The organism is Bradyrhizobium sp. 164, from assembly GCF_023073715.1.
GTDB lineage: Bacteria > Pseudomonadota > Alphaproteobacteria > Rhizobiales > Xanthobacteraceae > Bradyrhizobium.
The window spans coordinates 1-18613 of sequence record NZ_JADPKA010000073.1 but is presented as its reverse complement, the minus strand read 5'-3'; the positions used below and the strand labels follow the sequence as shown (position 1 = coordinate 18613).

Genomic DNA, 18613 nt, shown 5'->3' with positions numbered 1-18613 from the left:
GGCAGCAAGCCGTCAAGATGATCCTCAGCGTTGCAGACGCGCGAGCAGGCTCGACGTGTCCCAGCGCTTGCCGCCCATTTTCTCCACCTCGGAGTAGAATTGGTCGACCAGCGCCGTGACAGGCAGGTTGGCGCCGTTGCGGCGAGCTTCAGCCAGCGAGATCGAGAGGTCCTTGCGCATCCATTCCACCGCGAACCCGAAATCGTACTTGCCCTCGTTCATGGTCTTGTAGCGATTTTCCATCTGCCAGGACTGCGCGGCCCCTTTCGAGATGGTCTCGATCACTGCGGCGACGTCGAGGCCACTCTTCTTGGCGAAGTGGATACCCTCGGAGAGACCCTGCACGAGGCCGGCGATGCAGATCTGGTTGACCATCTTCGTCAGTTGGCCGGAACCGGCGGGCCCGAGCAGTTTGCACATCCGCGCATAGGCCCCCGTGATGATCGGCTCGGCGCCGGCATAGGCGTCCTGAGCGCCGCCGCACATCACCGTCAGCACGCCATTCTCGGCGCCCGCCTGGCCGCCGGAGACCGGTGCATCGATGAACCTGAAACCGGCCTTGGTCGCGGCCGCATCGAGTTCGCGCGCGACTTCCGCCGAGGCGGTGGTGTGGTCGACGAAGGTCGCACCCTTCTTGATGCCGGCAAACGCGCCGTCGGGGCCGGTTGTGACCGCGCGCAGATCGTTGTCGTTGCCGACGCAGCACATCACGAAATCCTGGCCTTCAGCGGCGGCCTTCGGACTCGCTGCGGTCTTGCCGCCGAACTTGTCCGCCCACTCCTTCGCCTTGGCCGCGGTGCGGTTATAGACGGTGACCTCATGGCCCCCTTTTTTCACGAGGTGTCCGGCCATGGGGAAGCCCATGACGCCAAGACCGAGGAAAGCGACTTTTGCCATGTATGAGACCTTGTCCGTAGTTTGGGTTTTACGGTTCTTGCCGGGCGAGCAGGAGCCTGGTTCCGCCGTGAGGGCGGATTGGGGCGCACCATAAACCCTTGAGGCCTGAGGGCAACGGCTTCGTTTGGCGGTCCCCTGTGCTAGGATGGCGGACCTCAAGGACTTCAAAAAAGGGAGCGAAGGCATGGACATGGGTTTGGGCGGCGTGAGCGTGGGCGTGCTCGATCATTTCAACATCCGAACCCGGAAACTGGCCGAGACGGTCCGCTTCTACGAAGACGTGCTGGGCCTGGAAAATGGTGCCCGGCCGAATTTCGCCTTTCCGGGCGCCTGGATGTACAGCGAGGGCAAGCCGGTGGTGCACCTCGTCGATATTTCTCCGACCGCCGAGCCACAAAAGCCGGATTCCGGCGTTGTCCACCATGTCGCCTTCGTCAGCCGCGGCTTCGACGCTATGAAGCAGCGGCTCGCATCCAAGGGGATGAAGTTCGAGTCCCGCCAGGTGCCCGGCGGCGACCTCTGGCAGATCTTCGTCCACGATCCCAACGGGGTCATGATCGAGCTGAACTACGAGGCGGCCCGGGAGCAGGGAGCCGCGCCCGCGGAGATGGCTGACGATATCGGCAGGCAGTAGCCTTTTGGGCGTTTCCGCTCTAATGGGGCATCTTGAAATCAGGAGATGCGCTTTGAGCGTGACGCAGCAACAGGTTCTCGACAGCCTTGGCCGGATCAAGTCGCCGCGCGGGGTCGCGCTCACCAACGCCAATGTGCTGAGCGCAATCAGCGCCTCGGACGGCAAGGTGTTCTTCTCGATCAATGTCGATGCCGCCGAGGCGCGCGCCTGGGAGTCCATCCGGGCCGAAGCGGAAGCCGCTGTGCGCGCCATTCCCGGCGTCACCACCGTGATGGTGGCGCTGACCGCGGAGCGCAAGCCGGGCTCCGCGCCGCCGCCACCACCGCAGCCGAGCCGCGGCACGCCCGGCGTGCAGCCGGCCCACGCCCATAAGCCGCCGCAGGCCGGCCAATCGCCGATGGCGCGGCAGTCTGAGATCCCGGGCGTTGCCGCCGTGATCGCGGTGGCCTCCGGCAAGGGCGGGGTGGGAAAATCGACCACCGCGCTCAATCTGGCGCTCGGCCTGCGCGACCTCGGCCTCAAGGTCGGGCTGCTCGACGCCGACATCTACGGCCCCTCGGTGCCGCGGCTGACCGGCCTGCGCGACAAGCCGGAGCTGAACGACGAGCGCAAGATGATTCCGCTCCGGCGCTTCGGCCTCGCCATCATGTCGATCGGCTTTTTGGTGGAGGAGGAGACCGCGATGATCTGGCGCGGCCCCATGGTGATGTCGGCGGTGACGCAGATGCTGCGCGACGTCGAATGGGGCAAGCTCGACGTGCTGGTGGTCGACATGCCGCCTGGCACCGGCGATGCCCAGCTCACGCTGGCTCAGAACGTGCCGCTTAAGGGCGCCGTGATCGTCTCGACCCCGCAGGACCTGTCTCTGATCGATGCACGGCGGGGGCTTGCCATGTTCAAGAAGGTCAACGTGCCCGTGCTCGGCATCGTCGAGAACATGAGCTACTTCCAGTGCCCGCATTGCGGCACCAAGTCGGACATATTCGGCCATGGCGGGGCGCGGCACGAGGCGGAGAAGCTCGGAGTACCGTTCCTGGGCGAGATCCCCTTGCACATGGCGATTCGCGCCACCTCGGATGCCGGCAATCCTGTCGTCGACAGCGAGCCGGACGGACCTCATGCGGCGATCTACCGCGCCATTGCAGGCCAGGTCCGGGACCAGCTCAAGGGTGTCATCGCCGCGGCCTGAACCGGTCGTCGGCAAGCTCCTGGGACATGCGACTTTCGTAGAGTCCCGTCATGCCATTGTCGCGTTCCGCAAGCGGGGCTTCCGTGTTAAACGCCCACGGCAGTCAAGCCCCTTCGGTTCGACGCGGCCTTCACGCGTCGCCGGAATGAGCGGCGGCAAAAGAGAAGTTGAGGGGAAACGCCCCAGCAAGGAGAGAGATGAAGATGAAGCGTCGTGAATTTCTTAAAGTGTCGGCAGCGGGCGCGGCGGCAACCGCGGTGGCCTCGCCGGCGATCGCGCAATCCTCGCCTGAGGTGAAGTGGCGCCTGACTTCGAGCTTCCCGAAGTCGCTCGACACCATCTATGGCGGCGCCGAGCAGGTGGCCAAGTATGTCGCCGAGATGACCGACAACAAATTCCAGATCCAGGTGTTTGCGGCCGGCGAACTCGTCCCCGGCCTGCAGGCGCTCGATGCGACCTCCAGCGGCACGGTGGAGATGTGCCATACGGTGTCCTACTACTATGTCGGCAAGGATCCGACCTTCGCGATTTTCGCCTCGGTGCCGTTCGGCCTCAATGCGCGCCAGCAGAATTCGTGGCTCTATCAGGGCGGCGGCAACGAACTCGCCAACGAGTTCTTCAAGAAGTCGAACGTGGTCGGCTTCCCCTGCGGCAACACCGGCACCCAGATGGGCGGCTGGTTCCGCAAGGAGATCAAGACCGTTGCCGACCTCTCCGGCCTGAAGATGCGCATCGGCGGCATTGCCGGGCAGGTGCTCCAGAAGGTGGGCGTGGTGCCGCAGCAGCTCGCTGGCGGCGACATCTACCCGGCATTGGAGAAGGGCACCATCGACGCGGCCGAGTGGGTCGGTCCCTACGATGACGAGAAGCTCGGCTTCGCCAAGGTCGCCAAGTACTACTATTATCCAGGCTTCTGGGAAGGCGGTCCGACCGTCCACGCCTTCGCCAATCTGGAAAAGTGGAATGCGCTGCCGAAAAACTATCAGGCGATCCTCACCAACGCGACGGCCAACGCCAACACCTGGATGGCCGCGCGTTACGACATGCAGAACCCGGCGGCGCTGAAGCGTCTCGTCGCCGGCGGCACCCAGCTTCGTCCCTTCACCAACGAGGTGCTGGAAGCCTGCCTCAAGGCGACCAACGAGCTTTGGGCGGAAGTCTCGGCCAAGAACCCCGACTTCAAGAAGTCGATCGACGCCATGCAGGCCTATCGCTCCGACGAATATCTGTGGTGGCAGGTCGCCGAATATACCTACGACAGCTTCATGATCCGCTCCCGCACCCGCGGCTGATCTACGGCTTAAGTCGTAAGACGGATCGCCCGGCCTCGCTCGCGAGGCCGGGCTTTTTCTTTGCCGCAGTGCGATCGGGATGGCATTCGGCCCGGCGATGTTCCATGCTGTCCCCAAGCCTCGACAAGAAGGCCCACAATCAGATCCATCAGGGTAGGAAATCATGAAGAGAAGAGACTTCATCAAGGTCACGGGACTTGGTGCGGCCGGTGCCGCCACGCTCGCCGCGCCTGCGATCGCGCAGTCCATGCCGGAAATCAAATGGCGCATGCCGACGAGCTGGCCGAAATCGCTCGACACGCTGTTTGGCGGCGCCGAGATGATGTGCAAGATGGTCGCTGAAGCGACCGACAACAAATTCCAGATCCAGATCTTCGCCGCCGGCGAGATCGTGCCGGGTCTCCAGGTGCTCGATGCCGTGCAGAATGGCACCTGCGAGATCGGCCACACCGCGTCCTACTACTATTTCGGCAAGGACCCGACCTTCACCTTCGGCTCAGCCGTGCCGTTCGGTCCCAACATGCGCATCAACCAGGCCTGGTACATGCTGGGCGGCGGGCGCGACGTGCTCAACGAGTTCTACAAGGGCTACAACGTCGTCTCGCTGCTCGCGGGCAACACCGGCTGCCAGATGGGCGGCTGGTTCAGGAAAGAGGTCAACACGCCCGACGATCTCAAGGGCATGAAATTCCGCGTTGGCGGCTTCGCCGGCCGTGTGCTCCAGAAGCTCGGCGTCGTGCCGCAGCAACTCGCCGGCGGCGACATCTATCCGGCGCTGGAGAAGGGCACCATCGACGCCGCCGAATGGGTCGGTCCCTATGACGACGAGAAGCTCGGCTTCTACAAGATCGCGCCGCACTACTACTATCCCGGTTGGTGGGAAGGCGGGCCGATGCTGCTGGCCTTCGTCAACCTCGACAAGTGGAACGCGCTGCCGAAATATTACCAGAGCGTGTTGGAGCAGGCCGGCCACTACGCCAACAATTACATGATGGCGCGCTACGACAACGCCAATCCGCTGGCGCTGAAGAAGCTGCTCGCAGGCGGCACCAAGCTGCACGCCTTCTCGCCGTCGATCATGGATGCCTGCTACAAGGCGGCCAAGGAGCTGCACGCCGAGGTCGGCGCGACCAACGCCAACTTCAAGAAGGTCCACGATTCCCTCGCCAAGTTCACAAGCGACGGCTACGCCTGGTTCCAGGTCGCCGAGGTCGGCTACGACATCTTCATGGCCCGGCGCTCCCAGAGCTGATCACGCTGCGTGTTGCCTGCAACGCCTCGGAGCGAAGGCTCCGGGGCGTTGTCGTTGCGGCGTTCCGAAGCACGTCCAAACAAAAACAGCGAAAACAACCCCATGCACAGTAGACGAGGGGTGATAGCGGGATTGCCTGTCGGTGCTGCCAATACGCTGATATGTCGAGCTAATTAGCGGGATGAGACGATCGGCGGGCAGCTGGGTCCGCGCCGCGATTTTGGGAGCGAAACTAGCGTTAGGGACGCCGAGCGACGGATCCGGCTTCGCTGTTCCGATTCTGTGGATTACGGAGCCCGTTTGACTCGTCGGGCAAAACAGTGGCAAAAAGCGACAATCGTATAATCCGAAATTTGGGGTCGCGCCGATCTGCGGAAATGACCCATGAGCTTTGATCCCGATGAAATTCAAGACGCACTGCGAAAAGCATGGTCGTCGTCGACGGCCAGCCAATGGAGCGCGGACAATCCGGCGGCCGGGCAATGCAATGTCACTGCGCTGCTCATTCATGAACTGTTCGGCGGCCAGTTGCTGAAGACACCGCTGCCTGCCGCGGACCATTTTTACAACCGGATCGAAGGCGTGAGGTACGACTTCACGGCGAGCCAGTTCGATCGGCCGATCGTTTACCTGGATTTGCTGGCAAGTCGTGCGGAAGCGGAGCTTGGTGCAACAAACGACGAACTAGCGGAACTCAGAACAGCATTTCAGGAACATCACGCCAAGCGAGGCAAGGGTTCAATGCCTTAGTGAACAACGCCTGCCGCGTCCTCTGCGCTCGGCATGAGCCAATCGAGCCCGAGAAGGCCGGCTTCGAGGATAAGGCGACAATACCCCGAGGATTCTCGGGGGGAAGGCAAGCACGAGGCTCCCGTCCCGCAGGGGGAATTTCAGGGCCGCTGCAGCCAGTGATCTTAGCATCGAGGCTGCAAGCAAACTCAGGCGCGGAGTTCACCGACGCCGGGGATGTTCGGGTTCAAGAGCCGAACGATGGCGCCGGGCGCTCGCGCGGCGCCAGCATGAAGGATGAAGGCGTATCCGCCGGCATCAAGCTATCGACCTTGGTATTCACGCCAGCGTTCCACTTCATCCATGGCATCGACTCAAGATGAGGAATCGGTGGGAGCGCGATCTTCTTTTCGAACGCGTCGGCTGGAACGGGTTTGCCCGGCATACGATCCATTCCCCAAGCCGCCAGCGACGGCAGCAGGAGGATCGCAGCGATCGACGCCGCGAGTATCCGGCGGGCTAGGGGTTGCGCGAGCACTACCCGGGGTTTCTCCGCCCGAGCGGAGATATAATGATGTGATCGCTGACCATGTCATCCTCCTATCGTTCGAAAAAGACTGATCCAGGCGATCGTGGCGCAGCTGAGGGTGAACATCAGCCAGTGCACGGCCGCCGCTCCGTTTCTACGCAGCCTTTGCTGACGATCTCTGCTCATCTGACCGCTCCTCGTACGTCGATGTCTCCTTTCCTGATCGAGACGTGGGTCCGTTACTGCTAAGTTAGAAGTCCATCTGCGGCGCGGCTGGGGCTTCCGCCTTCTTCGGTTTCTCGGCGACGAGCGCTTCGGTGGTGATCAGAAGGGCGGCGATAGACGCAGCATCCTGCAAGGCTGTGCGAACCACCTTGGCCGGGTCGATCACGCCGGCCCGCACCAGATCCTGGTACTCGCCAGTCGCGGCGTTGAAGCCCCAATTGTAGTCGCCGTTCTCGATCAGCCTGCCGACCACCAGCGAACCGTCCTCGCCGGCATTCTCGACAATCTGGCGGGCTGGCATCTGGATTGCCCGGCGCACGATGTCGACGCCGGCCTTTTGGTCGGCGTTGGCGGTCTTGATGCGTTCAAGCGCCTTGAGCGCCCGCAACAGCGCCACTCCGCCGCCCGGCAGGATGCCTTCTTCCACCGCGGCGCGGGTCGCATGCATCGCGTCGTCGACGCGATCCTTGCGCTCCTTGACCTCGACTTCAGTGGCACCGCCGACCCGGATTACGGCCACGCCGCCCGCGAGCTTGGCAAGCCGCTCCTGCAACTTCTCGCGATCGTAGTCCGAGGTGGTCTGCTCGATCTGCAGCTTGATCTGGGCCACGCGCGCCTCGATGTCCTTCTTGGCGCCGGCGCCATTGACGATGGTCGTGTTCTCCTTGTCAATTACCACCTTCTTGGCCCGGCCGAGCATGTTGAGCGTGACGTTCTCGAGCTTGATGCCGAGATCTTCGGCGATCATCGTGCCGCCGGTGAGGATCGCGATGTCCTCGAGCATCGCCTTGCGGCGATCGCCGAAGCCCGGCGCCTTGACGGCTGCGATCTTCAGCCCGCCGCGCAGCCTGTTGACGACCAGCGTCGCCAGCGCTTCGCCTTCGATGTCTTCGGCGATGATCAGCAGGGGCTTGCTCGACTGCGCCACCGACTCGAGCAGCGGCAGCATCGATTGCAGTGCGGACAGCTTCTTCTCGTGGATCAGGATGTACGGGTCTTCGAGCTCCGCCCGCATCTTTTCGGCATTGGTGACGAAATAGGGCGACACATAGCCGCGATCGAACTGCATGCCCTCTACCACCTCCAACTCCGTGTTGAGGCTCTTAGCCTCCTCCACGGTGATGACGCCTTCGTTGCCGACCTTCTTCATGGCCTCGGCGAGGAAGCGACCGATCTCAGTGTCGCCATTCGCGGAGATCGTCGCGACCTGGGCGATCTCGTCGTTCGCCGTGACCTTCTTGGCGTGCGATTTGAGGTCCTTGACGATCGCCTCGACTGCGAGGTCGATGCCGCGCTTGAGGTCCATCGGGTTCATGCCCGCTGCAACCGACTTAGCGCCTTCCTTGACGATCGATTGCGCCAGCACGGTCGCAGTCGTCGTTCCGTCGCCAGCGACATCGCTGGTCTTCGACGCCACCTCGCGCACCATCTGCGCGCCCATGTTCTCGAACTTGTCTTCGAGCTCGATCTCCTTGGCCACGGTGACACCGTCCTTGGTGATGCGCGGCGCCCCGAACGATTTCTCCAGCACCACGTTGCGGCCTTTCGGTCCGAGCGTCACCTTGACGGCGTTTGCCAGCGTATCGACGCCGCGCAGCATGCGGTCGCGGGCTTCCGTCGAGAATTTGACGTCCTTGGCAGCCATGACGTTCTCTCCTTTGCCGTTCAATGAGTGTCAGCGCTTCACGCGGCCTTCTTCGTCGCGGCGGCCTTCTCGACCACGCCCAGCAGATCGCTCTCCTTCATGATGAGAAGCTCTTTGCCGTCGATCTTCACCTCCGTGCCGGACCATTTGCCGAACAGCACCCGGTCGCCGACCTTCACGTCGAGCGGCACCAGCTGGCCCTGTTCGTTGCGGCCACCCGGCCCGGCGGCGATCACCTCGCCTTCCTGCGGCTTTTCCTTCGCCGTGTCCGGAATGATGATGCCGCCGGCAGTCCTCTCCTCGGCATCGATGCGTCGCACCAGCACGCGATCATGCAATGGACGGAAATGCATGCACATCCTCCCCTACAATTCAGCGATGTCATAAAAATCGGGGCCGCAACCGGCCGTCCGGCAAAATCGACCTAGGCGCGGCAAAGATGAGGTCAAGAGGGGCTATGAAAAATTTTTCGACACCGCCGGCAGAAGTTTCCGCGACGACGTGTCGTGACACGGCGGGACGGAGCGGCGCCCTTGCCGGCTTTCCGCAGTGCCGCAGGTCCGTCCCTTCAAATATCTTTTTACGCGGCCGTGGGCGGCGCTCCCGGAGCGGTGTCCGTGGAGGTCGGCCGGACGCGCAGCGAGTGCCGATAGCCGGAGCTGGCGGTAAGGCTGCGAAGCATCCTCTGGTAGATCCGGGTATACTCCGTCGCCATGCGCGCGGACGAGAAACGTCCCTCGAACCGGGCGCGGATGGCTTTGCGGTCGAGCGCCAGCAATCCGGGAATGGCCCGCGCCGCCTCATCGACGTCGGACACGATACGGCCGGTTAGTCCGTCGTCGACGATTTCCGGGACCGATCCGCAACGGAAGGCGAGCACCGGCGTGGCGCAGGCCATGGCTTCGATCATGACCAGGCCGAAAGGCTCCGGCCAGTCGATCGGGAAGAGCAGCGCTGCCGCATTGCCGAGAAATTCGCTTTTGGCGCTCTCATTGATCTCGCCGATGAACTCGATTCCCGGCTCGTTCAGCATCGGCGCGATAACACCGCGAAAATAGGCTTCATCGGCCTTGTCGACCTTGGCAGCTATCTTGAGCGGAAGCCCCGCCGCCCGCGCAATTGCAATGGCGCGGTCGGGACGTTTCTCCGGTGAGATGCGGCCGAGAAACGCTAGATAGCCGCCTGTCGGGCTGAAGCTTGGGGTGTGCAGATCGAGCGGAAGGCCGTGGTACACCGTCGCCACGAAGTTCGCGCCTGAGAGCGGCGCCCGTTGCGCGTTCGAAATCGAAACCAGCGGCATGTCGGAAAATCGGCGGTAGAACGGCATATGGTCCAGCAGATCCTGCCGGCCGTGCAACGTTGTCAGCGTCCGGCCGCGCTCGGACCGGAACAGCGGAAAATGCAGATAGTCGGTGTGGAAGTGCAGGATGTCGAACTCATCCGCGCGCTCGCGCACCTTGTCGAGCATGACCATCGGATGGGGAATAGCATCTTGCACGTCGTGATCGAGGCGCAGCGCACGAGTGGTGCAGGGAACGAGCTCGGCCGAGGTAATGGAGTCCTGGCTGGCGAACAGCGTCACTTGGTGACCCTGTCGCACCAGCTCCTCGGTCAGCCACGAAACCACCCGCTCCGTTCCCCCATAAAGCCGGGGCGGGACGCTCTCGAACAGCGGGGCAATCTGCGCAATCTTCATCTTCTTCCCTCCGCGATTAACCGCTGAGCCAGCCCCGATCGGGACGATCGGGACGGCGCGCAGCTCCATGCAAACGGGAGCGCATCGCGCTCCGGATCTTTTGCAGTGCGCGCTCGCGCGATACGCCGGAAGTGCCGGCAAGCTCCTCCAGGGTCTTCGGCTGTTCGGCCAGGAATCGCGCCCCGACGATATGGCGCTCACGGAGGTCAAGGAGAGCGAGCGCGTCCCCCACTGCGCTTCTTACCCGGTTACGATCCTCCGCCTCCGACAGCAGCGTCTCCGGGTCGGGCGCCGGATCGATCAGCCGGTCCTCGATTTCCTCGGCCCCGTCCTCCCGCCTCGTGGGCAGGTTGAGCGAAGTATCACCCCGTATCCAGCCGTTCATCTCGACGACCTCAGGCGAGGCTACTTTCAGTTTGTCGGTGATATATTCGGCCTGCTCCGGCGACAGGTCGCGGGCAGATTCGATCGGACGGACAGGATGCTCATTTTCCAATTCCTCCTCAGAGCAAAGTGGGTGAGCTCCCCCAGCATGCGCCTGGGCCCAGAAGCGGCGCCCAAGCGCGTCATGCCGGCGGCGCTCACAAAATGTCGTATCTTCCGAATTGTTCCTTCGAGAAATAAGAGCTGCGGCCGGGCCCATGTGAGCAGCGAAGTGCAGGCGGTGAATCCGACAATGGCCTTGACGGCCTCGATTTAGGGAGCTCCCGTGGCGGCTCAAAAGGTGTGGGCCGGCCGAGCATGGGGCTGATTGCGCAGGGCGAAGGTGGCCGTCCGCAGCGGCGGTTGATGCGAAGCACACAATCTACCGAAGCCGGGGTCGGGACGGCAAAAATACAATTCGAGCGCGCATGGCGCCCTTGAAAACGACCCGCACCGTTCTAGCTCTTGGGTGCCACATGTGTGGCGCCGGACGCCGTCAGGGTCCGGTCAAGGCCGTCGGAAAACCGGCGTTGCTCCTATCCATGTTGCTCCAAGGAGGATGTGGTTATGAGAACTTACGAAATGCCCCCGTTCTGGCGCTCGAGCGTCGGCTTCGATCGTCTGTTCGACCTCGTCAACGACGCGGCGAATGCGGACGACGATTATCCGCCGTACGACATCGCGCGTACCGGTGAGAACCAGTACCGGATCACGCTGGCACTGGCGGGCTTCAGCCCGGAGGAGATCACCATCACCGCCGAGCAATCAATGCTTACGGTTGAGGGGCGCAAGCCCAGCAAAGGTGATCAAGACTACCTGTACCAGGGAATCTCCCTGCGGCCGTTCCGCCGCGTTTTCAACCTGGCGGACTATGTTCAGGTCAAGGATGCGACGTTCGAAAACGGCATGCTGAGGATCGCTCTGGTTCGGGAAATCCCGGAGGCGATGAAGCCACGCCGTATCGCGATCGAAGTCGCCGGCAACGACAACCAGCAAATCGAAGGGAAGCAGACCGCCTGACGGAGTTCCGTTCGGGGCCGTCGAACCGCCTGCGCGGCGTGGCCGCGCGCGGCTGAATTTTGTCAAATGAGCATGAAGAAACAGGAAGGAGGAAAGCTATGCCCCTACGCGATCTCGTTCCCCGGAATAACGGCTCCCGCGATCTGAGTCCGCACCGCAGCGAAGCCAATCCGTTCCTCGCGCTTCATCGCGAGATGAATCGGCTGTTCGATGATGCGTTCCGCACGTTCGACGTCACTCCGTTTGGCTCCCAGGCGACCGGATGGCCGAACATCGAAGTCAAAGAGACGGAGAAGGAAGTCAACGTCACCGCCGAGGTCCCCGGTCTCGAGGAGAAGGACGTCAACGTCGAACTGAGGGGCGGCCTGTTGACCATCAGCGGCGAAAAAAGGAGCGAGACCGAAGACAAGGAGCGCCGCTTCAGCGAGCGCTACTACGGACGCTTCGAGCGCTCCGTCCCGGTCGACGATGTCGATCAGGACAAGGTCGAGGCGTCTTTCAAGAATGGCGTGCTCACCGTGACGCTGCCGAAGTTACCGACCACGCAGCACAAGGTGAAACGGATCGCCATCAACGGCAAGTAACCGCGGGACGGGCGGGAGTTCGCTTTCGCCCGTCACCGGACTGGCCTGTGCAAAGAGAGTGAGGGAAAGGAGCGAATGTAAGGAGTTGCAACATGAACACCATCTGGAAAAAGGACATGATCGCCGATGGGGTCAACCTAGTGATCGGCCTCGGCTTGTTCATCTCGCCGTGGGCCTTCGGGTTCGCCGCTGAAAGTCCCACCAACTGGAATGCCTGGTTGAGCGGCATCCTGATCGCTGCGCTGGCCGTTGCGGCGCTGGCGATATTCGCCGAATGGCAGGAGTGGATAGCTCTGGCCGCCGGCGTTTGGGTCGCCGTATCACCCTGGGTGCTGCACTTCTCGGCCAAGGCAACGGTGACACCGCTCCACGTCATCGCCGGAATCCTCGTCGCCGCTGTTGCGGCTCTGCGAGTTTGGCAACTGCATCAGGGCCATCCACGTGTGACAGCGTGAATGCTCGGCGAGGGGAGGCTGCGGCAGCCTCCCTTCGCAACTGACCTGCGCGAGTGCGCCATTTTGCTGGCCAAGCTCGTTGCCGCGAGATGAACCATGATGGTGCTGAAGTGAAAGGGAACACGCCAATACTGTCTCCGTCGACCGTTGGGCCAAGCGGAGAGATCGTGCTGACCTCGCGTTTGTACACGCTCGACAAGAAGCGTCGCCGGGTCCTTGCAGGCCTTACCCCTGAGGAGACGACCGAATTCGAACTTTTGGATGCTCAGCTTCCGCTAGATGGCAAGCCGACTTGGCGACATTCCGAGCTACCGCTCTCTCCGAAAGAGCAGCGGTGGCTGGAGCTGTTCCGAAGAATGGAGGCCGCGCGGAAGCAGACCGCTGCCTGAAGACGATTGCGCGTGCTGATCATGGAGGGTTGGCCAAAATACGCGTCCTTCGCAGGAATGGTCTCTTGGGCAAGGAGCCTGTTCGCCGGCGGCTTGCGCGAGAAAAGCCGTTCACTCAGCACAGCGAACGAGGATGCGCTGCGGCAACCACGTCCGCCGATCGTCGCGCAGAAGGCGCCGCCCGGGGCCTCGGGACACGACGGTCCCCAGGATGATTATTCTCTTCCAGAAGGATTGAGAAGGCCGCGCAAAGGACCGCTCAATAAATATACCGGCCGCAGGCCCAATTGCGGATCTGAACTTCGTCGTTGAACATGTGCTGGCGAGACTTGCCGGCGTTGTCCTGGCGGCTCTTGCGGTCCAATTCATTTTCGACGGTATTCGAGGCGCTCGGCTCCTGGTGGCCGATTGAAACGCTGAGGAGTGAAAAGTGGCAAGATCTGGACCGATCGGCTCTGGACCTGCGTGCACCGGCGGCAGTGTTCTTCTACTCGCCCGACGTCGCCGTGCGCGTCCGGAGCAGCATCTGGCTGGTTATGCCGGACTGATGCAGGTCGACGCCTTAGACTAGCCAAAGCGCGAGGCCGGTCAGTTCTTCGGCTGGCCGAAATCGAGTGGCGGTGGCAGTTCGATTTCCGGGATCTCGATCTTGATCTTGTCCAAATCCACCTTCGTCGGCGCGTCCAGCAGCCCAGTCACCGTTATTGGAAAGGCGATGACAACGGCAACCATGATCGCCTGCAGGCCGATCCAAGGCATTGCACCCCAATAAATGTCTGAGCTCTTGACTTCTTTTGGCGCCACGCCCCGGAGGTAGAACAAAGCGAAGCCGAAGGGGGGATGCAGGAAGGAGGTCTGCATGTTGACGCAGAGCATGACGCCGAACCAGATCAAGGCAGCATCGGCACCGACGATGGGAGTCAGCAGCTTGTGTGCGATCGGCGCAATCATCGGGATGATGATGAAGGCGATCTCGAAGAAATCGAGGAAGAAGGCGATAAAGAAGATGAACAAATTGATGAAGATCAGGAAGCCCCACACGCCGCCCGGCAGTGATGTCAGCATGTGCTCCAGCCAGACACCACCGTTGCAACCCAAGAAAACGATCGAGAAGCAAGTCGATCCGATCAGGATGAAGGTCACCATGCAGGTGATGCGCATGGTGGTCTCATAACCCTGCTTAACCAGGGTGCGCAGGTCGGGAATCCTGATCGCCTCGATGCAGACCCAGGCCACTGCCAGATAGGCAATTGCGAAGGCAATCTTGAACGGCAGGTTAGGCGTGAAGTAGATGCCGATGATGGTGCCGACACCAGCAGCGGCGACGCCGACGAGCAAAACCCTGTGACCGGCCGAGCTGAAATCCTTGTGATGGATAACGGCAAGGACGATCGCGCCGACGGCGCCCATCGCGCCCGCCTCGGTCGGGGTGGCGAGGCCGAGCATCATGGTGCCGAGCACCACGAAGATCAGAACAGCGGATGGGATGATGCCCAGCAGGCATTTGCGCCAGAGCGCCCAACCTTTGAGCGTCCTCGCTTCCTTAGGCACGGCCGGGACATGGCCTGGCTTGATCAGGCTCAGAGCAAACGTGTAGCCCGCGAAGAGGGCGATCTGGAGGATCGAAGGCCCCCAGGCGCCCAGATACATATCGCCGACCGACTTCCCGAGTTGGTCGGCGAGCACGATCAGAACCAGCGAGGGAGGCACCAGCTGGGTAATGGTGCCGGACGCTGCAAGCACGCCGGTGATGTAGCGCATGTTGTAGCCGTAGCGGATCATGACCGGCATCGAGATCAGCGCCATTGCGATCACCTGCGCGGCCACCGTGCCGGTGATGGCACCGAGGATGAAGCCGACGATGATCACGGAATAGCCGAGACCGCCGCGAATGGGGCCGAACAACTGCCCCATCGAATCCAGCATATCTTCTGCGAGGCCGCATCGTTCGAGGATCGCGCCCATGAACGTGAAGAATGGAATTGCCAGCAGCAGCTCGTTGGCCAGCACGCTGCCGTAGATGCGCTCCGGGATTGCCTGGAGGAAGCTGAATCCGAAGAATCCTTCGTGGATCGCGAGAAATCCAAACGAAAGCCCGAGAGCGGCCAACGTGAAGGCGACAGGGAAGCCGATCAGCATCGCCAAGACCAGCCCGCCGAACATCAGCGGCGGCATCATCTCAATTGTGATCATTGGGTCGGCCGCTCGTATTTCGCATCGATGGTGACTTCGCCGCGCAGAGCCGCTGCTCGTTTGATGACTTCTGAGACACCTTGCAGAGCCAACATGAAGAATCCTGCCGGCAGCGCAAGCTTGATTGGCCATCGGAGGAGGCCGCCAGCATTATTGGACATTTCGCCGATGACGAGCGAGTTGTAGAACATCGACCATGACAGGTAACTGAGGAGCAGGCATGCCGGGACGAGGAAAACCAATGTCCCGATCAGGTCGAGCCATAACTGGCCGCGCTCGGAAAGCATGAGGTACATGATTTCGACACGCACATGCTCGTTACGTTTGAAGGTATAGGACGCGCCGAACATCACGACGACAGCGAACATATACCACTGCGTTTCGAGCCAGCTGTTGGAGCTGTAGCTGAAGGCGTACCGGATCATCGCATTTGCAGCGCTGACGAGACAGGCCGCGAGCACCAGAACGTTGCAGACGTTACCGATCTTCTCGTTCAGCCAGTCGATAGCTGCACTTATCGCCAACAATGGGCGCATCAATATCTTTTCCCCGCTCGCTGAGTGCTGACCCCAAACGAGCAGGATCATGGTGCTGCATCAGCAGCCTTCCACATCTGCGCCGGAGCTAGTTCACCCTCCTGATGCTTCCGCTCGTTCTTGTTGTTCGATTTCCAGCGAGACCTGTGCAGGTCGCGGGCGCGCGTGAAGCAGGGCACCTTTATCGTCGGCAGTTTTCCGGTCAACAGAAAAATAGACAATTTGCCGCAGCGGCCACTAAAAAAGTTCGCGGCCGGTCTGGTGATGGCGATCGAACAGGTGTTCTGAGATTCCCCTGCGCGTGTGTTCGAAACGTCGAGGTCCGTCTAGCGCTGGACGTCGTACTGCTTGCTGAGGTGATCGCCGATCTGGACAAGCATGGCAACGCATTCGGGGTAGCCGGGCCGATCTGAGGTGGCTCGGTCCGCACTGGCTCGAAACTCCCAGGACTTGCCATCGCGGAGGATCGAAATGGTCATTCCATCGGGACAGTCGGCATGAACCTTCAACTCGGCCTTCGCCATGGCGATGAGTTCGCTTTCGGTTTTCACAGGATTGCTCATTAAGTTCATCCTTTAGTCTGAGAGAAACTTGCTGGTATCTGTCAAATTAGCAAACAGCCTTCTCCTTGATGCAAGGACCGGTCATTGAAGCTTACGCGAACCTGACAGAAGGCCGACCCGCCGCCCCGGTGCTTTTTCGCTGGCCGCGGCGCCGCGAATGCTGGAAAAGAACGCAGATGCGGCGCGAGCCGTGCGGTGATACCGGAACAATCGGCGGGAATTTGATGCGCCTTCTGATCGTCGAGGACAATGCCGAGCTGTCGCGGCTCGTGGCCGGCGGGCTGGCGGCTGCCGGGTATGAGAGCGACATCGTCGGCAGCGCAGCCGAGGCGCGCGAAGCTGTGAGCAGCGTCAGCTATGCCGCGATGATCCTCGATCTCGGCCTGCCCGACGGCGACGGCCTGGCAGTGCTGCGCGAGCTGCGCCTCAAGATGGAGCCGCTGCCGGTCCTGGTGTTGACCGCGCGCGGGGGCGTGCAAGACCGCGTCACCGGACTGCGCAGCGGCGCCGACGACTATCTCACAAAGCCGTTCGCGATGGAGGAGCTGGTGGCGCGGCTGGAGGCAATCCTGCGCCGGCCGGGCCAGCTGCTCGGCCGCTCGCTCCGCCTTGCCAATCTCGTCTACGACACCGAGAGCCGCCAGATCTTCGTCGACGACCAGCCGCGGATCATCTCCGCGCGCGAGACGTCGGTGCTGGAGATCCTGTTGCGCCGGCAGGGCCGGGTGGTGCCGAAGAAGAACGTCGAGGATCACATCTTCGGGCTCGAAGGCGAGGTCGCCTCCAACGCGGTCGAGGTCTATGTCTCCAGGCTGCGCAAGCAGCTCACCGAACACGGCGCCAAGGTGGTGATCCACACCATCCGCGGCGTCGGCTATCTCATGGCCGAGGAAAAATAGCGTGGCTGCCGGAGGCCATGTCAGATCGCTCACGTTCAAATCGCTGATCTGGCGGATCGTCTTCCTGCACATCGTGGCGGTCGCGATGGTCGCGATCGTCCTGCCGCTCGTGCTGTTCTGGCTGCTCAATTCCGAGATCGACCAGTTGCACCACGACGGCATGCGCGCCCAGGCCGAGGTGCTGGCGGAGCGCATCGTCACCCAGCCGGACGGCTCGCTGACGTTCAACCTGCCCGACAGTCTGCGCGGGCTCTATTCGGACGCCTACGGCCGCTATCAATACGACATTCGCGATGGCGAAGGCCGGCTGCTGTTTTCCTCGCATCGGCGGGCCGCAGCCGCGGCTCTTCGGCCGCCCGAGACGATTTCCGGCGCTGGCGTCACCCGGGTCATCGACGGCAAGACGGTGCGCATCCAGGTCGCCGAGGATCTCGCGCATCGCGACGTCATCATCGACGACATCGTCTCGAACTTCTTCCGACGGGTCGGGTGGATCACCATCCCCATCCTTCTGGTCCTGCTCGCAACCGACATCATCATCTTCCGCCGCGCGATCGCGCCATTGTGGAAGGCCTCGGAGGAGGCCAGCAATATCGGCCCGGCGCGCACCGACATCCGCCTGCCGACGAAGCAGATCCCGCGCGAGATCATGCCGCTCGTCACGGCAGTGAACCAGGCGCTCGACCGCCTCGAGGACGGCTTTCGGGTGCAGCGGCAGTTCACGGCCGACGCGGCTCATCAACTGCGTACGCCGCTCACGATCCTGCGCACGCGGATCGAGACGCTTGGCGACGGCGCGGCGCGTCAGGCGCTGCATGCCGACATCGAAGCCATGAGCCGGATCGTCGCCCAGCTGCTGGAGATCGCCGAGCTCGACACGCTGGTGCTCGACCCCGGCGAGACCGCTGACTTGCGCGCCGTCTGTGCCGAGGTGGTCGGTTCGATCGCCCCGTTTGCGATCGCGCAGCATAAGGACATCGCCCTGCGGGGCAGCGACGCGCCCGTCATGATCCACGGCAATTCGGAGATGCTTCAGCGTGCAGTCTTCAACCTCGCCGAAAACGCGATCAAGTTCACGGCGAGGGACACCGCCGTCGAGGTCGAGGTGGGCGAGGACGGCTCAGTGCGGGTGCGCGATCGCGGTCCCGGCATCGCGGAGGCCGAGCGCGAGCTGATCTTCCAGCGCTTCTGGCGCCGTGACCGCCAGCGCAGCGACGGTGCAGGCCTGGGCCTCTCGATCGTGCGCGGCGTCGCGGACGATCACGCCGCGACGGTCGCGGTGGAGAATCTCCCCGGCGGCGGCGCGGAGTTCACGCTGCGATTCAGGTTGGCGGGCTGAACTGACGTTTCACCCTCCCCCTCAGGGGCAGGGGAATCGCATGTGAGCGTTCTCTGTAAGGCATTGCGAATTGGGCAGAAATCGATTCTGAAGGTGGCTCCTGAGTTGGAAGGAGCGGCCGATG

The 18613-nt window shown here is 62.3% G+C and carries 21 protein-coding genes; 12 read left to right on the top strand and 9 right to left on the bottom strand.

Annotated features, from left to right (window positions below; translation table 11 throughout):
* Positions 1–24 precede the first annotated feature (24 nt).
* Positions 25–897: an NAD(P)-dependent oxidoreductase gene (locus IVB01_RS23330; RefSeq protein WP_247281408.1), complete on the bottom strand. Its 873-nt coding sequence runs from the start codon at positions 895–897 to the stop codon at positions 25–27.
* A gap of 196 nt (positions 898–1093) precedes the next feature.
* On the opposite strand from IVB01_RS23330, the gene IVB01_RS23325 reads away from it, so the two are divergent.
* The 5 genes from IVB01_RS23325 (at position 1094) to IVB01_RS23305 (ending at position 6014) form a co-directional block, all read left to right on the top strand.
* Positions 1094–1531: a VOC family protein gene (locus IVB01_RS23325; RefSeq protein WP_247281429.1), complete on the top strand. Its 438-nt coding sequence runs from the start codon at positions 1094–1096 to the stop codon at positions 1529–1531.
* Between the two features lie 52 nt (positions 1532–1583).
* On the top strand, positions 1584–2720 hold the full coding sequence (locus IVB01_RS23320) for an Mrp/NBP35 family ATP-binding protein (RefSeq protein ID WP_247281409.1): 1137 nt from the start codon (positions 1584–1586) through the stop codon (positions 2718–2720).
* A 203-nt stretch (positions 2721–2923) separates the two neighbouring features.
* Positions 2924–4012 (top strand): TRAP transporter substrate-binding protein, encoded by a 1089-nt coding sequence (locus tag IVB01_RS23315; RefSeq protein WP_247281430.1) that lies wholly within the window; start codon positions 2924–2926, stop codon positions 4010–4012.
* Positions 4013–4175: 163 nt separating this feature from the next.
* Positions 4176–5264, top strand: a complete 1089-nt coding sequence (locus tag IVB01_RS23310; RefSeq protein WP_247281410.1) for a TRAP transporter substrate-binding protein — start codon at positions 4176–4178, stop codon at positions 5262–5264.
* 384 nt (positions 5265–5648) lie between these two features.
* The gene (locus IVB01_RS23305; RefSeq protein WP_247281411.1) at positions 5649–6014 is read left to right on the top strand and encodes a hypothetical protein; all 366 of its coding nucleotides are present in this window, start codon (positions 5649–5651) and stop codon (positions 6012–6014) included.
* Between the two features lie 226 nt (positions 6015–6240).
* Here IVB01_RS23305 and IVB01_RS23300 read toward each other — a convergent pair whose 3' ends face one another.
* From IVB01_RS23300 to IVB01_RS23280, 5 genes are all read right to left on the bottom strand, one after another.
* Entirely contained in the window at positions 6241–6531 is a 291-nt protein-coding gene (locus tag IVB01_RS23300) for a hypothetical protein (protein WP_247281412.1), read from the bottom strand.
* 241 nt (positions 6532–6772) lie between these two features.
* Positions 6773–8392 (bottom strand): chaperonin GroEL, encoded by a 1620-nt coding sequence (groL, locus tag IVB01_RS23295; RefSeq protein WP_247281413.1) that lies wholly within the window; start codon positions 8390–8392, stop codon positions 6773–6775.
* Between the two features lie 38 nt (positions 8393–8430).
* Positions 8431–8745, bottom strand: coding sequence for a co-chaperone GroES (groES, locus tag IVB01_RS23290; RefSeq protein WP_247281414.1), 315 nt, complete (start codon positions 8743–8745; stop codon positions 8431–8433).
* 227 nt (positions 8746–8972) lie between these two features.
* Positions 8973–10088, bottom strand: coding sequence for a glycosyltransferase family 4 protein (locus IVB01_RS23285; RefSeq protein ID WP_247281415.1), 1116 nt, complete (start codon positions 10086–10088; stop codon positions 8973–8975).
* Positions 10089–10104: 16 nt separating this feature from the next.
* Positions 10105–10584 carry a sigma factor-like helix-turn-helix DNA-binding protein gene (locus tag IVB01_RS23280; RefSeq protein WP_247494915.1) on the bottom strand — a complete coding sequence of 160 codons (480 nt, stop codon included), beginning with the start codon at positions 10582–10584 and terminating at the stop codon, positions 10105–10107.
* A gap of 494 nt (positions 10585–11078) precedes the next feature.
* Between IVB01_RS23280 and IVB01_RS23275 the strand changes: the two genes are divergently transcribed.
* From IVB01_RS23275 to IVB01_RS23260, 4 genes are all read left to right on the top strand, one after another.
* Positions 11079–11531 (top strand): Hsp20 family protein, encoded by a 453-nt coding sequence (locus IVB01_RS23275; RefSeq protein ID WP_247281417.1) that lies wholly within the window; start codon positions 11079–11081, stop codon positions 11529–11531.
* Between the two features lie 98 nt (positions 11532–11629).
* Positions 11630–12115: an Hsp20/alpha crystallin family protein gene (locus IVB01_RS23270; RefSeq protein WP_247281418.1), complete on the top strand. Its 486-nt coding sequence runs from the start codon at positions 11630–11632 to the stop codon at positions 12113–12115.
* 92 nt (positions 12116–12207) lie between these two features.
* The gene (locus IVB01_RS23265; protein ID WP_247281419.1) at positions 12208–12570 is read left to right on the top strand and encodes an SPW repeat protein; all 363 of its coding nucleotides are present in this window, start codon (positions 12208–12210) and stop codon (positions 12568–12570) included.
* A 167-nt stretch (positions 12571–12737) separates the two neighbouring features.
* Positions 12738–12959 (top strand): hypothetical protein, encoded by a 222-nt coding sequence (locus tag IVB01_RS23260; RefSeq protein WP_247281420.1) that lies wholly within the window; start codon positions 12738–12740, stop codon positions 12957–12959.
* Positions 12960–13547: 588 nt separating this feature from the next.
* Here IVB01_RS23260 and IVB01_RS23255 read toward each other — a convergent pair.
* Positions 13548–15152, bottom strand: coding sequence for a TRAP transporter large permease subunit (locus IVB01_RS23255; protein WP_247494914.1), 1605 nt, complete (start codon positions 15150–15152; stop codon positions 13548–13550).
* Positions 15149–15688, bottom strand: coding sequence for a TRAP transporter small permease subunit (locus tag IVB01_RS23250; protein WP_247281431.1), 540 nt, complete (start codon positions 15686–15688; stop codon positions 15149–15151). Before IVB01_RS23250 ends, IVB01_RS23255 begins: the two co-directional genes overlap by 4 nt.
* 165 nt (positions 15689–15853) lie before the next feature.
* Here IVB01_RS23250 and IVB01_RS35505 point away from each other — a divergent pair, with 165 nt between their 5' ends.
* Positions 15854–15976 (top strand): hypothetical protein, encoded by a 123-nt coding sequence (locus IVB01_RS35505; RefSeq protein WP_256464563.1) that lies wholly within the window; start codon positions 15854–15856, stop codon positions 15974–15976.
* Between the two features lie 38 nt (positions 15977–16014).
* Here the strand turns inward: IVB01_RS35505 and IVB01_RS23245 are convergent, their stop codons facing one another.
* Positions 16015–16251 (bottom strand): hypothetical protein, encoded by a 237-nt coding sequence (locus IVB01_RS23245; RefSeq protein ID WP_247281422.1) that lies wholly within the window; start codon positions 16249–16251, stop codon positions 16015–16017.
* A gap of 224 nt (positions 16252–16475) precedes the next feature.
* Between IVB01_RS23245 and IVB01_RS23240 the strand changes: the two genes are divergently transcribed.
* Positions 16476–17150, top strand: a complete 675-nt coding sequence (locus tag IVB01_RS23240) for a response regulator transcription factor (RefSeq protein WP_247281423.1) — start codon at positions 16476–16478, stop codon at positions 17148–17150.
* A gap of 1 nt (position 17151) precedes the next feature.
* The gene (locus tag IVB01_RS23235) at positions 17152–18489 is read left to right on the top strand and encodes an ATP-binding protein (RefSeq protein ID WP_247281424.1); all 1338 of its coding nucleotides are present in this window, start codon (positions 17152–17154) and stop codon (positions 18487–18489) included.
* Positions 18490–18613: the final 124 nt, after the last annotated feature.

Coding starts and splice junctions, on each gene's coding strand:
- IVB01_RS23330 (WP_247281408.1), bottom strand. CDS start 897: ATGGCAAAAGTCGCTTTCCTCGGTCTTGGCGTCATGGGCTTCCCCATG.
- IVB01_RS23245 (WP_247281422.1), bottom strand. CDS start 16,251: ATGAGCAATCCTGTGAAAACCGAAAGCGAACTCATCGCCATGGCGAAG.
- IVB01_RS23250 (WP_247281431.1), bottom strand. CDS start 15,688: ATGCGCCCATTGTTGGCGATAAGTGCAGCTATCGACTGGCTGAACGAG.
- IVB01_RS23255 (WP_247494914.1), bottom strand. CDS start 15,152: ATGATCACAATTGAGATGATGCCGCCGCTGATGTTCGGCGGGCTGGTC.
- IVB01_RS23270 (WP_247281418.1), top strand. CDS start 11,630: ATGCCCCTACGCGATCTCGTTCCCCGGAATAACGGCTCCCGCGATCTG.
- groES (WP_247281414.1), bottom strand. CDS start 8,745: ATGCATTTCCGTCCATTGCATGATCGCGTGCTGGTGCGACGCATCGAT.
- IVB01_RS23310 (WP_247281410.1), top strand. CDS start 4,176: ATGAAGAGAAGAGACTTCATCAAGGTCACGGGACTTGGTGCGGCCGGT.
- groL (WP_247281413.1), bottom strand. CDS start 8,392: ATGGCTGCCAAGGACGTCAAATTCTCGACGGAAGCCCGCGACCGCATG.
- IVB01_RS23240 (WP_247281423.1), top strand. CDS start 16,476: ATGCGCCTTCTGATCGTCGAGGACAATGCCGAGCTGTCGCGGCTCGTG.
- IVB01_RS23265 (WP_247281419.1), top strand. CDS start 12,208: ATGAACACCATCTGGAAAAAGGACATGATCGCCGATGGGGTCAACCTA.
- IVB01_RS23305 (WP_247281411.1), top strand. CDS start 5,649: ATGAGCTTTGATCCCGATGAAATTCAAGACGCACTGCGAAAAGCATGG.
- IVB01_RS23285 (WP_247281415.1), bottom strand. CDS start 10,088: ATGAAGATTGCGCAGATTGCCCCGCTGTTCGAGAGCGTCCCGCCCCGG.
- IVB01_RS23315 (WP_247281430.1), top strand. CDS start 2,924: ATGAAGCGTCGTGAATTTCTTAAAGTGTCGGCAGCGGGCGCGGCGGCA.
- IVB01_RS23275 (WP_247281417.1), top strand. CDS start 11,079: ATGAGAACTTACGAAATGCCCCCGTTCTGGCGCTCGAGCGTCGGCTTC.